General features: G+C 56.7%; 6 protein-coding genes. 2 read left to right on the top strand and 4 right to left on the bottom strand.

Translation table 11 applies throughout. The features are described from left to right. Positions 1–168: 168 nt before the first annotated feature. Both WMW72_RS08500 and WMW72_RS08495 read left to right on the top strand, forming a co-directional pair. The gene (locus WMW72_RS08500; RefSeq protein WP_341414999.1) at positions 169–4,929 is read left to right on the top strand and encodes an S-layer homology domain-containing protein; all 4,761 of its coding nucleotides are present in this window, start codon (positions 169–171) and stop codon (positions 4,927–4,929) included. Between the two features lie 22 nt (positions 4,930–4,951). Continuing rightward, on the top strand, positions 4,952–7,657 hold the full coding sequence (locus WMW72_RS08495) for a thermonuclease family protein (protein WP_341414998.1): 2,706 nt from the start codon (positions 4,952–4,954) through the stop codon (positions 7,655–7,657). A gap of 263 nt (positions 7,658–7,920) precedes the next feature. Here the strand turns inward: WMW72_RS08495 and WMW72_RS08490 are convergent, their stop codons facing one another. The 4 genes from WMW72_RS08490 to WMW72_RS08475 all read right to left on the bottom strand — a co-directional run bounded on the left by WMW72_RS08490 (position 7,921) and on the right by WMW72_RS08475 (position 14,136). Further along, on the bottom strand, positions 7,921–9,486 hold the full coding sequence (locus WMW72_RS08490; protein ID WP_341414997.1) for a response regulator: 1,566 nt from the start codon (positions 9,484–9,486) through the stop codon (positions 7,921–7,923). Further along, the gene (locus tag WMW72_RS08485) at positions 9,461–11,377 is read right to left on the bottom strand and encodes a cache domain-containing sensor histidine kinase (RefSeq protein WP_341414996.1); all 1,917 of its coding nucleotides are present in this window, start codon (positions 11,375–11,377) and stop codon (positions 9,461–9,463) included. The genes WMW72_RS08490 and WMW72_RS08485 overlap by 26 nt, the downstream gene beginning before the upstream one ends. A 123-nt stretch (positions 11,378–11,500) precedes the next feature. Continuing rightward, positions 11,501–13,201, bottom strand: coding sequence for a type 2 periplasmic-binding domain-containing protein (locus tag WMW72_RS08480; RefSeq protein ID WP_423227528.1), 1,701 nt, complete (start codon positions 13,199–13,201; stop codon positions 11,501–11,503). Between the two features lie 47 nt (positions 13,202–13,248). Then, complete coding sequence (locus tag WMW72_RS08475) at positions 13,249–14,136, bottom strand: carbohydrate ABC transporter permease (protein ID WP_341414995.1); 888 nt, start codon at positions 14,134–14,136, stop codon at positions 13,249–13,251. Between the last annotated feature and the right edge of the window lie 15 nt (positions 14,137–14,151).

The following is a 14,151-nucleotide window of genomic DNA, read 5'->3' as shown; positions in this document are numbered from 1 at the left end:
ATAATGATACGTATTGGAGCAACAAAGTCCTCGAGACGACCAAGCTTTTTTGGGCGTTTCGGGGATTTTTTTTGTTGCAAGGAGGTGCCGCAGCAAGTCAAAGTAGGTCGAAATTCAGTCTGTCAACACTGTCGCCGATGGAAAATGATGCGGAAGGAGTTATGACGCTTGAACACCATTCGAATACGAAGAAAGCTTGGGAAACCTCAAGGATTCATGCTGGGTGCGGCGCTAATCGCGCTGTTGTCCTTCGGCTCGACCACATTCGCCGCGCCAGCGGCCTCTGAGCCGCTCCCGCGCAAAGCGGCGGAGGCCGGGGACCGGTTCAGCCTGATCTTGAAGAAGGACGGCTCGCTATGGGCTTGGGGACAAAACTCCAACAAGCTCGGGATGGGCAGCAATGCAAACACGATTTACGAGAAGCCGGTGAAGGTGACTGGAATCTCTGAAGTAGCGGCCATCAGCACGGGGGCCTACCATACGCTCGCAGTGAAAAGCGACGGAACGGTATGGGCTTGGGGAGAGAACGGAGGCGGGGCGCTGGGAATCGGCTCGGAACCGAGAGAAGTCAATGTTCCACACCAGGTGAAGGGCCCTGGCGGGGAAGGCTTCCTGACCGATGTAGTCGATGTAGCTGTCGGCGACACCTACTCCCTGGCCTTGAAACAGGACGGCACGGTGTGGCAATGGGGGACCTTGCATACCTTCCAATCAGCGACTCCCGTCCCCGTTACCGGCGAGCAAGGTCTAGGAGTCTTGTCCGGCATAGCCAAGATCGATGCCGGCCAGGATTTTGCGCTGGCGCTCAAGAACGACGGTTCCGTCCTCCAATGGGGCAACAGTTTTTATATCCTGTCAGCGCCAAGCATGGTGCCGCAGAAGGTTCAAGGCCTGGATCAGGTGAAGGCGATCGGACATGGCAACTATCACGCGCTTGCCGTCCGTGCCGAAGGTACCGTATGGGCATGGGGAGCGAACTTCAGCGGGATGCTCGGGGACGGCTCCAAGTCGGATTCGCTTACCCCGGTGCAGGTTAAGCTCCCGGGCGGCGAACCGCTACAGCAAGTCCAAGCGGTGACCGGAGCTAACTTAACCAGTTATGCCATCAAGGAAGACGGGACGGTGTGGTCTTGGGGAGACTCGAACAACGGCATGCTTGGGATTGGCGAACTAACAGAGGACACATACTTCGGCAGCCCGTATGCCTTGCAGGTTAAGGGTGAAGACGGCATCGGATCGCTGAGCCAGGTCGCTTCCCTCTCCGGCAGCGAAGCGTGGAGCAACCTCATCCTTGCCTCCAAGACGGACGGCACGTTCTCGGGCTGGGGCAAGAACGGCGAGAAACAGCTGGTCAATACGGCTATCGATACGTACACCGTACCGGTCAAGCTGGATATCCGCGACGATGCGACAGATACGACGCCTCCCTCTCCCGTATCGTTCATCCCGGCCCAAGGGGCCGTGAACGTCACGGTCGATGCCGCAGTCAAGGTAACCTTTGACGAAGCGATCGCGGACGGTCCGGCGTTGTCCAGCATCGTCATCACCGACTCGAGCGGCGCGCCGGTCAGCGGAGTGACGACAGCGGTCCAGGACCGCGAGCTGCAGATAGAGCACGCGGCCTTTACCCCGCAGCAAGCGTACACCGTCAAGATTCCGGCCCAGGCTGTGAAGGATACAGCCGGCAATGCGAACGCCGCGGAGATCAAATGGACGTTTACGACGGCAGGCGCTCCAGTGAAATCGGCTCAGCCGCTGGCGGACAAGCTGAGCTTCCGCAGCGATTCCTTGACGGGACAGCCGGGAGCCGTGGCGGGAGCTGCGGTCGTGAAGGCTTATAAGCTGCCGGCCAAGCAGGAGCTGCTCGGAACCGCAGCCGCAGATCCCAGCGGCGCCTTCCAATTGGCGATTCCGGACCCATCGGCTGCGGTGCAGACGGTATATGTGACGGCCACGGAAGACGGGAAAGCGGAGAGCGATCCGACCGCTGTGATTCGGAAGCCAGTCTCTCCCGCTGATGTCTTCCTGCATCTGCCGGGAGGCGGCACGGTAAGTGAGAATCAAACATTGGAAGTTGAGGTGCAGGTGGCGAATTACGCCGATCTGTACGGAGCCCAGCTGCAGATCAAGTTCGATCCGGCTAAGCTGAAGCTGGCGGACAGCTTGCCCATTCAAGTCGGCGACCTGTGGAACGGCCATTCGGCAGCGTTGTTCCTCAATCAGGACCCTGCTCGTCTGCAGCAAGGCATCCTGACGTTCGCCGGCACGCTGCGCGGCGAAGCGACCGGTCTTCAAGGTAGCCAGCCAACCTCGATCGTCAAAATTCGCTTCGTAGCCATTGGAGCACCAGGCAAGACGGCTATCGAATTGCCGGTGGATGGAGTCAAGCTGGCTGCCCTCCCACGAGGGACAAGCGCCCTCCCCATTCCTGCACATACAGCAGGGTCCGGGGACATCTCGATTATACCGGGGCCCTCGGCCGGAAAAGCAACCGTCTCCTTAGCGGCTTCGGCTCATGAAGTGCAGGCTGGACAGCCATTCACCGTACGGGTGAACGCAGACGAATACAAGGGCGTCTACGGCGCACAATTCCAATTGACTTACGATCCCGCCCGGTTAACCGTGCAGGATGAAGATCCCGCCAAACCCGGCGTTCAAGTAAGGGCAGGCTCGCTGTTCGGCACTGCTGTCACTCAGCAGGTGTACAATCTCGTGGACACTTCCCAGGGCCTTATTACATTTGCCTCGATGCTGCGAGTGGGCACATCCGGCGTGTCGGGGTCAGAACCGGCATCGATCGCCGAAATCACATTCATTCCTATAGCCGATCTTACCGGGGATACGCGAATTGCGCTGAAGGCAGGGCAAGTCAAGCTGGCCGGATATCCGTCAGGCGGCCCTGCGAACTGGCAGCTGCCGGTCGAGCTTGCGGACCACACAGTCACCGTGAAGGTCAATCCGGCACGCCCTGATACGCAAGCGCCGGTCTGGCCTCCGGATGCTAGTCTTACGGCAAGCGGCGTTACGTCAAGCGCCGTGACATTGAAGTGGACGCCGGCCACGGACGATATCGCAGTCAGTAGCTATAAAATATGGAAGGAAACCTGGAGCAATGCCAGTGTGACCGACAGCGTGTACGGGGGTGGAGCCGGACTAAGCGTAGCGGAAGCCGTCTATGTGAAGCAGGAAGCCGCGCTCGTGCCAGGAACCCAAACCGAATGGACGCTGAGCGAACTGGAAAGCGGGACAGCTTATCGGTTCACCGTGGAGGCAGGCGATCTTGCCGGCCACTGGAGCACAGGAGGACCGGCGGTCACGGTAACTACACCTCCTGGTTCCGGCAGTCCTGACAAGGAAGCTCCGCGCTGGCCGCAGGGAGCGAGGCTTGAAGCCACTTCCATCGGAGTGAATGAAGTGAATCTGAAATGGCCGACTGCAACCGATAATACGGCAGTCACGGCCTACCGTCTGTACCGCGGGACGACGCTGATCGCGACAGTAACCGACACGGTCTACAAGGTGAGCGGCCTTTCTTCCGACACATCGTATATCTTTGCCGTCATAGCCGGCGATGCCGCAGGCAACTGGAGTGACAAGCTAGAGCGAAGCTTCACGACCGACCGTTACTCATCCGGTTCAGGATCAGGGTCATGCTGCGGCGCATCTACGCCTCCGACCACGTTCCCAAGCACGGAAAATGGCATAGTTCTGCCTAAAACCTATCTTCGTACAACGAAAGAAACGCTCGCCGGCGGCGCTCTGTCTACCTTGGTCACCGTAGATGAAGAAGCGCTCGGCAAGGCGCTCAGCCAACTCAAGAATGCGGCGGCGTCCGCGCAGCGGATCACGATCTCCGTCGAACCGGCGGAACCGACCGTCCGGCTGCAGCTGCCAGCAAGCATCCTCCTGAAATCCGCCGCCGATACGCCGAAAGCTGTCATCCTTCTGGAAGCCGGAGCGGTCCGCTATGAGCTGCCGGTCGGCCAGATCAGTTACGAGGCCATCGCCAAGAAGCTCGGGGCTGACAGCAAGCAGGTGAAGCTGACGCTGACAGCATCCGCCCTGACCGGCACGGCTCTGGAGCAGCTGAAAGGCCGCCTGAAGGGCATGTCGCTGCTGTCCGACGCCGTGGAATTTACAGTAACGGCCGAAGGCGGAGGCCAATCGCAAGTCATCGACCGATTCAACGGGACGATGGTCAAACGAATGTTTGTGATAAGCGAGCAAGATGCGAATCAGCTTACCGGCGTCCGCTTTGAACAGAACGGACCGGTGTTTGTTCCGACCGTCATACAGACAATCGGAGGCAAGCGGGTGGCGGTTCTGATGAGCCCGACAAACAGCGCTTACGGCGTGGTCAAATACCGGAAGACCTTCCTGGACACAGAGGGCCACTGGGCGCAAGCGGATATTGAACTGCTCGCTTCGAAGCTGGTCGTACAGGGGACGGCGGAAGACCGCTTCACGCCGGATACGAACGTCACGCGCGCCGAGTTCGCTTCGCTGCTCGTTCGTTCGCTCGGACTCCCGGTCCATCAAGCAGACGTACCGTTCAAGGACGTACGCACCGGCGACTGGTTCTACGATACGGTCGGGACAGCTGTGAACGCAGGATTGATCGAGGGCTTTGAAGACGGCACCTTCCAGCCTGGCGCTACGATCACCCGTGAGCAGATGGCAGTCATGATCGCCCGTGCGCTGAAGACTGCCGGCAGCGCTCCGAAAGCCGGCCACGCCGGTGCACTGGACGCCTTCCGTGACCAGAATGCCGTGAGCGCTTGGGCGAAGGAAGCACTTAGCCTGTCCGTAGATCTTGGCCTTATGAACGGCATGACCGACTCCACAATCGAACCAGCCAACCATGCGACCCGGGCGCAAGCGGCCGTGATACTGAAACGACTGCTGCGTTATGCAGGGTATATCCATTAACGCCGACGGAGGAACGAAAACGATGAGAAGAAATCTTGGAAACGTTTGGACAACCGTATCGCGCGCTATGTTGGCCACTGTGCTCGGCGCAGGTTTATTGGCTTCCAGCTTTGCCGGGAAGGGGTATGCGGAATTTTCCGCATCCTCCCTCTCCTCGGCTTCCGAGCCGGCCTTATCCGCCGCAGCGGCTACGGTCATTTCCATTGCACAAGCCCGTCAGCTTCCCCCCGGGGTCGAATTTACCGTCCGGGGTGAGGTCACGGCCGTTTATCCCAAGTCGAATGCCTATATTCACGACGGCACGGCAGGACTGCGTATTTACGGCTATGACGCTGTCAAGCTGCGCTTGGGATCGGAAGTCGAAATAACCGGCAAGATTAAGAACTACAATAATGAGCTGGAGCTTGTATATCCATTTACCGCAATCGAGCTCCCGGGGGATCAATTCCCCACGCCAGCTCCGCTGGAGGTTTCGTTAAATCAGCTGGGCGAAGCGAATGCCGGCCAATTCGTCAAGGTCAAGAATGTCTGGATTACCGACGATTACAACAGCGGCGATGGCGGCGTTCAAGTGACGGACGGAGCAAGCTCCGCGGTGATCTTCGCTTTGGATCAGCCGAATCTGCGAACTTATTTGCAGGGTCTGCCGAAGAACCCGTCCCAGAAATTCGACATCGTCGGCGCAAGCTCGGTGTTCCGGGACACCAAGCAAATTTTCCCGCGCGGAGAAGCGGATATCGTGCCGGCGCAGTCCGGCGGAAACACGACGACCGCTCCGTTAGCATCCAAGTTGGCGTTCGACAACCAGACGCCGGCTGCTGCCCTGCTGACCGGCAGCAGCGGCTCCGTCCCCGCTGCGAGCAGCGTGAAGCTGTATGCCAGCGCAGCCAAAGGAGCCGTGCTCGCAAGCGGAACAGCTGGTGCGAACGGCGCTTTCTCCATCACCTTCGACAATAGCGTGCAGCAGCTTCAGACCGTCTATGTATCCGCAACGGCCGGCGGCCAAGGGGAGAGCAGTCTGACCCCGGTAAGCAGGCAAGGCAGCAGCGGCACCTTCGACGTGACGGTGACCCATATTTCCGACGGGGACACCTTTAACTTCAGCCCGCCCGTTACCGTGGACGGACAGTCGGTTCAAATCGTGCGTTTGCTGAATATCGATGCCCCGGAAACGGCTCAGGCGCCCTTCGGAGATCAAGCCACGCAAGTGCTCCAGACGATGATCACGTCGGGAACGGCGGTGAAGCTGGAGGTTGACCAAGTCAAAGTGGACATCTACGGCCGACTGCTCGCGCATGTGTACCGCAAGAGCGACAACCTTGACGTCAACAAAGAAATGCTGAAGCGCGGTGCGGCCGTCAACTATTACATTTACCCGAACATGAAATACTTTGCGGAATACGGGACGGCCGCCAAGCAGGCTTCGCAGGAAGGCAAAGGCATCTGGAACCCCAGCCAGCCGCTGCCCAAGCTGCCGTATGTATACCGGGCCGCAGGCTGCATGGAGCGGTATGTCGGTCATGCAGAGACGAAGAAATACTATGTACCGAAGCGGTACGAAGAAATTCCGTTCGAGTACCGCGTATTCTTCGGCTACGACAAGCAGGAGCCCAAGACGGCCGGCTATACCCCGGCTGACCCCTCCGATCCGGACCATAACCCGGCTACGGACTGCACGACCGGAAGCCTCAAGACGATCGCAGAGGTTCGCGGCAATTGGAATACAGACACCACCTATCAAGTGATCGGCGAAGTGACGGCTGTACATCCCCCCGACCATGCGTTTATTCAAGATACGACAGGCGGCATCCATCTCTACGGCAAAATTCCTGCCGATCTTCAGGTCGGACAAGAAGTAAAAGTGGACGGCAATGTGCAGGAGTTCTACGGCGACTTGGAATTCAAGAACGCCAGGATCGAGAAGCTGGACCAAGACCGAATTCCGACGCCGATTCCACTGGAGCTCAAGCTGAATCAAGTGGCGGAGTCGAATGAAGGGCTCCTGATTAAGGTGAGCAACGTCTGGATCACGGGCAATTACAGTGGAGGCAATGGAGGCATCCGGATTACGGATGACACGGGAACGGAAGTCGTTGTTATCTCCCCGACCAAGGGAGGGGTATTCCTCACCGAATTGCAGAAGCTGCCACAGGGCAAGTCGCACAAATTCAACATCATCGGCGGAAGCTCCGTGTGGAGCAGCCTGCGGGAGATCTACCCCCGCTCCCTGGCTGACATCGTGCCGGTAGACGGGCAGAGCGGCCAAGGCTCGCTCACTGGAACGGTGAAAGCTGAGGGCCGCAGTGCACAGAGCTCGATTGAGCTTACGGCGAAGCACCAGACGAGCGGCAAGGAAAGCAAAATTACCGCTTCGGCCGACGGCTCCTTCACGATCGCGAATCTGGCGGCCGGCTCCTACACGGTGACAGCCAATCTGAAGCATTACCTCCCGGTCAAAGCGACAGCCATCGTGCAGGACGGCAAGGCTACCGATATCGGAAATTTGGCGGTGGCAGCCAACGGGGGAAGCCAAGAAGGGTTCATGCGTGGGGGCAACGTGTATCCCGATGCGGAAATCAATATTTACGATGCGGTCATCGTAGGCGCTTCGATCGGCAAAACGACGCCTGAAGCGCTGGCGGCGGCAGATATCAACGGAGACGGAAAGGTCGATCAGGCCGACCTCGATCTGGTCGAGAAGAACTTCCTGATTCCAATCGCAAACTAACGAGCAGTTGGTCCAAAAAAAGCGGCGCCCCTTTACGAGCTGAATAGCTCGCAGGGCGCCGCTTCTTGTTGCGGACTTGAAGACGGGGCAGTGGTGGAGCGAAGGGATAAGCCAGGCGTTGTATGGTTTCAACACCCCAGACTCATGGGGTTCCCCGCACGTCATCCTAATCCAATCTTTAACCAACAAGCAAGCTTTTGGAAGGTATTCGAACAGGAATGCCCTCTTCGCATCGCCGTCATGCCGCCCCGGGCACGGCTGCTTCACCGGCGCATAGCCTCACGCTGCTCACGGTATTCCTGGGGACTGACTCCCTCCAGCTCCTTGAAGACGCGGCTGAAATGCTTTGTATTCTCGAACCCCGTCATCTCGCTGATCTCATAAATTTTGTACTCCGTTGTGTCCAGAAGCTCTCGAGCCTTGTCGATCCGCAGCTTCTTCAGGAAACTGAGAAAGCTCTCGCCCGTGTACTCCTTGAACGCCTGGCTGAAGTACGAATAGTTCAGCGACACATGATTCGACACGATCGTCATGTTCAGATCCTTGTGGAAATGCTCCTGCATATACTGCACGGCCCTCTTCATTTCCTTGTGATCGATATGGAAAGCTTTCATGCTGCGTACGTAATCATTCAGCCGCTGCAGGAGCCGTTCCACGTTATGATAGTAGTCATGGAAATCCTGAAAATTCCCGATATCCCCGACGGTCTTGAACAACCGCAGAATCTCGACCGATTCGCCTCCATACACGTGGAAGACCTTGTCGAAGACCAGCTCGTTGAACGCCTGGCTGATGCCCTCCAGATACGAAATATCGTATCGCGCTACGGTCTTCATATCGAAAACTTCCATCAGCAGTGCCGTCATCTGCTTCTCCCGGTCCGTGCCGAGCATATTGGCGATCTTCCGGATCGTCTCTGCGGGAATCACGAACTCTGTGCTTTTCCCTGAGATAGACCCGTAGCGGACCACCCCCGGAGCTGATTGCAAGAACGTATACTTTAGCGCTTGTACCGCCTCCTGGTACGCTGCTTGGATGCGGGTCACGCCCCGGGTAGGCTCGCTCATGCCCATGCTGTAGGTGAAATACCCCGCTCCCTCAATCCGTTCAGCCAGAAATTGAAACAGCTCGCTATGCTCCGCGATCAGCACCAGCTGATTCTCCTTATCCCACACATGCGCACGCCGCATGCGGAATCTCTCAGGGGCATTCTCCAGCTCCGCCTGGATGCGTGCCAGAAGCTCGGGGGAGCCCATCGTCTTCACGGTTCCCCGGTATCTCAGCGCCCCCAGCTGGAAGCCTTCCTCCAGCCATTCCATATCCGTACCCTGCAGATGCTCGCGCAGCCCGCTGTCGTCCAGATGCGGATGACGCAGCAGGTAGCTGAGCTGGCTTTCCCGGTAGGCCTCCCGCTGCCGGACAGAGCCCGTGAGCTGGTCATGAACCTGTTCCCGCTGGGCCAGCTCCTTCTCCAGCCGCAGCATCGTACGGGCCAGTTCCTCGCGGACAATCGGCTTGAGCAAATATTCAAGCACCTGGTAGCGGATCGCCTCCTGTGCGTAATGAAAATCATCGTGGCCGCTCAGGATGATCACGGCCGGCTTATCGTCCAGCTCCTGAATCCGCTTGATCAGCGCCAGCCCATCCATGACAGGCATCCGCAGGTCGGTGATGACGACGTCCACGGTCGCAGCGGTCAGAAGCGACAAGGCTTCCTGTCCGTCCTGAGCAAATTCGAACGCATAGACGCCCGGGAACTCCCTCGCAATCATCGCCTTCAGACCGAGCCTGATATTTTTCTCATCATCCACGATAAGCACTCTTCTCATCCTCAGACAACCCTCCCGATAAGATCAGATAAGGCAGCTTCATCCGCACCTGCGTATAAGCGCCCTCCTCACTTTCCACCGTAATGCCGTACTCATAGCCGTAATACATCTGAATCCGCTGCGTCACATTGCGCAGTCCGATCCCATTGCCTTCCTGCTCGCCTGGCAGTCGATGTCCGTACTTGATCTGGAACCGCGCATCGTCCATCGTCAGCTTCTCATGCAGCAGGGCCAGCTGTGCGGCAGACATGCCCGCACCGTTGTCCGTCACCTCGATCAGCATGTCTTCATCCCGCTGCCAGGCCCGAATCCGGATCGTCAGCCCCTCCCGCCGCGTCCGTTCCGTCCTCATGCCATGCTTCACCGCATTCTCTACCAGAGGCTGCAGCGACATTTTCAATACTTCTTGCCCCTGATAGCCTGGAGGAATGTCGAGCTGCAGCACCAGCTTATCGTCATAGCGAATATTCATAATGGCCATATAGTTCTGGATATGCTGAATTTCATGCCGGAGCTGCACATGGTCGTGCGACCATTTCAGGCTGTAGCGCATCATCGCGCCCAGCGAGGTCAGCGCATCCGAGATCGTGTACTGCTCCTCAACCTCAGCGAGCATTTTCAAATTTTCGAGCGTGTTGTATAGAAAATGGGCGTCGATCTGATTTTTCAGAGAATTCAGCTCCGCTTCCTTGGTCGCAGCCCGCTTATTAACCCCTTCCACGATCAGCTCGTTCATCTTCTTCATCATCTGCCGGAAGTGATGCGCGAGCTCGCCTACCTCGCCGCCCGCATCCATATCGATATGGACGTTGAGGTCTCCACGGCGCACCTTCTTCATCGAGTCGCGCAGAATATGCAGCTTCTTCAGAATCAGCGACTGCAGCAGATAGGTGATGACCGATAGCAGCGTGATGAGGATGACGGCTGCGGCGATGAACCAATTGCGCGTCTGATTAATCTGCTTCAGCGGCTTCTCCAGCGACACGACATTAACCAAATAAGCATCGAGCCCCTCAATGGGCAGCGTCAGACACAGATAGGGCGTGTCGCCAGCCATAAAGGTAAAACTGCTGTCCTCCCGGTCAGGGCGCCCTTCCCAGTTACGGCGAAGCTGCTCCAGATCGATGGCCTTGAAGAAAGGGCTGCTCATATCCGTAAACAGATGCCCCGAACGGTCAATGACCAGCATGTGGGACTGATCGTCCTGAATGGGGCTGAACGTCTTCTGGAAGAAATCTTCGATCCGCATATCGACTTCTATGAGGCCGACAGGACGATCTGTCTGCGGATCGACTTCTTGGATCAACGATACGTACGTAGACTGGTCCGGGTCATCCGGCTTCGTCCGGATCGCCATCTCCCGCTCATTCTCCAAGATTCCCCACCAGGGAGCCCCCTTCTGCGCCAGCACGCTCTTGTACCAGCCCCGCTCGATGACCCGGCTCTCGTTGAAGAAGATCGGCCAGATTTCCCGCGCATTCGGATTACCGGTGAACAGCCGGACATTGGCAATACTCGGGTTGTTGTACATCAGACGCTGGAGGTTCGAGTAGGTGCTCATTTTGAAATCAATCAATGCCATCACATCCAGATCGGACGGGCTTTGCAGATAATTCATCGCCTCTTTGTCAGCAAGAAAAATCTGGGCCGTCCGCCGCATGCCCTCCATATGATTGAGAATATGCGTGTTCTCTCCGGCCAGCACATACTGGTTTTTCTTCAGCGTATCCTCAATCGTGTTCTGGTAGAAGCCCTTGAACATATACCAGGAAAATAGAATAATCGGGATCAGGATAATGAAAATATAAGCGGCGATCAGCTTCGCCTGGATCGAGATGCGATCCGTTACTTGCTTCAGCCTTGCTTTCCACCTTCGCAGGATGCGTCCCATGCTTTGCCCAGCCTCTCTCCATTCTTTTCCTGATTTTAGTATAAGCGGATGGTCTTGTGGAAGAAAGGCGAAAAACCCGAAAGCCCGGATGTGGATCGGGCTCTCGGGCTGAACGTTCCCAAGTTACTTCGTGAATTTGGCAATTTTCTCCCGGTTGGCTTCGAATTCCTTCTGGGAATAAGCCTGAACCTTATCCAGCCCTGCCGATTGGCGCTCTTTCTGGTACTTGTCGAAGAGCTGGTCGAATTCCGCATCGGATTTGGCGAGCAGCAGCTTCGGCAGTGCACGGCCCCAAGCTTGCGCCATCTTGCTATTGGCGATACCTTCCGGAGAGTTCCCGGTCGGCACGATATTATCGTATTGCGAGAAGTTCTTCGTCTTGCCGCGAGTCCATTCCTCCGGCTGCTTGATCGGCTCCACACTCGGCGGCTCCCAATCCAGGTTCAGGTTCGTATCCATCAGCATCCAGAAGGTAAAGGAAGAGCCGTACTTCTTGTCAAATGCACCACGGTCCTTATTTCTCAGATCGAGAACCTCCGGCTTGAATTGATCCTTGCCATTAATCACATCGTAGCTGACGCCCTTCTCGCCGAAGAACAGATCCTTGTTGCCCTCTTCGCTGATCAGATAGCTGAGGAACTTAATCGCTCTCTCTTTGTCCTTAACATCCTTGGAGATTAGCGTGACGGTCCAGCCGGCGATACCCGGACCTGCCAGGGTAGGCGGTTCCTGCTTGGCATTGGCAGGTCCATCCACAGCAATATACACGGAATTCGGGTCTTTCTGATGCAGCGAGATATTCTGCTTCGCCAGGTCCGTGCGCTGGTACAGCATCGCAAAGTAACGGCCCTGTGCAATCTTCTCCTCCATCTGAGGACGCTTGTCGATGAAAATGTCCTTGGCCAGCAATCCCAGTTCATTGGCCTTGCGGAATGTTTTCAGCCAGCTCACAAACTCCGGATCGGTGGAACGGTCATACAGCTTGTTGTCCTTCTCGTACGGAACCGCCAGGAAATTGGCGAGCATCGAGCCGTTCTGAGCCCCGTCGAGCAGGGAAGAGTTTCCATTCTCGTTGAATTCATGCAGCCCCAGCGGGATCAGCGGCTGACCGTTAACCTCTGGGAATTTTTCCTTGGCTGCCTGCAGTGCCTTCAGGAAACCCTCCTGCGTCCGCATATCCGGCTTCCCAAGCGCTTCATACATGTCCTTGCGCACCAAGAAGGTCTGGTTGCCGATGAACTTGCTTCCATACTTCTTGTAATCCTCCGGTGAGGAGGACGCATTCGGATAGCCGTAGAATTTGCCGTCCTTCTGCGTGTACCAGGCGATCTTGGCAGGGTCCGCTACTTTGAAGAAGTAAGGGTCATACTGCTTGGCCAATTCATCCAGCGGCAGCACCATGTTGCCCTCGATCATTTTCTTCACGGCATCCTCATACCAGCCCAGCGTGATGAAATCAGGCAGCTTGCCCGAAGCGATCATCGTATTCAGCTTCTCGTTCTCATTGCCGGCCGGCACGATAAAGTTGATGTTCACGCCGGTTTTCTTCGTGATGTATTGGGAGGTCGGATCTACGCCCCATTTGTTAGGAAACCAGGAGAAGTTCAGGTACCAGTCGAACGTAATCGGCTTATTATCCGACTTCCAGCCTGGCTGATCGGCGTTCACTGCCGCCGCCGGCGGCGCGGGCGTGGGTTCCTTGCCGCTAGCCGGCTCGGTGGTTCCTTTCGTGCCCTGATTGGTGGAACATGCGCTGATGGAGACAGCCGTGAACAGCGCAAGCAGAGTGGTCAGCGTCTTGCGGGTTTTACTTATTTTCATCATGCGTTTCCCCTTTTCTCATTCATAATCGGCCGAATGGCCGGATAGGATTAGCCCTTGATGGAACCAATCATGAAGCCCTTCACAAAGTATTTCTGCAGAAACGGATACGCGAGAACGATCGGAAGCGTCGTGATGACCATCGTCGCCAGCTTGATGGTCTGGGAGGAGACGGACTTGGAGACATTGCCTGCCGCCGCATTCATCATCTGGTTCGAGCTCGATTGCGCTACCACACGATACAGATACGTTTGAATCGGCTGAAGCTCGGACTTGTTGATATAAATCATGCCTGTGAAGTAATCATTCCATTGATAGACCCCGTGGAAAAGGGCAATCGTGGCGATGACCGGCATGGATACCGGAATGATGATCTGATAGAAAATTTTGAAATCATTGGCCCCGTCCAGCTTGGCTGCCTCCTCCAGACCCTCAGGAATCTCCCGGAAAAATGCCAGGAAGATAATCAGATCGAAGAAGCTGAACATGGCAGGAATGATATATACCCAGAAGCTGTCCAGCAGATTCAGATCGCGGATCAGCAGGTATGTGGGAATGAGCCCTCCGCTGAAGAACAGGGTGACCGTCCCCAGCATCATGTACACCTTGCGGCCGATCAGCTCCTTGCGCGAGAACGCATACGCCACCATGGCGGTGAATAGCACATGGATGACGGTTCCGACAAGTGTCTTGGCAATCGTGACGCCCATCGCCAGCATGATGCCGTCGTTCTGGAATACGGCATGATAGCTGTCCAGACTGAACATCCGGGGCCACCAGTAGATACCGCCCCGCATCGCGTCATTGCCGTCATTGAGGGAATTCACAACCACGTACCAGATCGGGTAAAGCGTCACAAAGCAGATGACCAGCATCAGGACATTGTTGAAATGGTCGAATATCGCCTCCCGCATCGTTCTGCGGTTCAGAGAAAGCATGATGCCCTCAGCTCC

Origin of the sequence: Paenibacillus filicis, from assembly GCF_038070315.1 — a bacterium.
Taxonomy (GTDB): domain Bacteria; phylum Bacillota; class Bacilli; order Paenibacillales; family NBRC-103111; genus Paenibacillus_G; species Paenibacillus_G filicis.
Note: the sequence above shows the minus strand (reverse complement) of the source record. Positions and strands in the feature narration are given on the sequence as shown.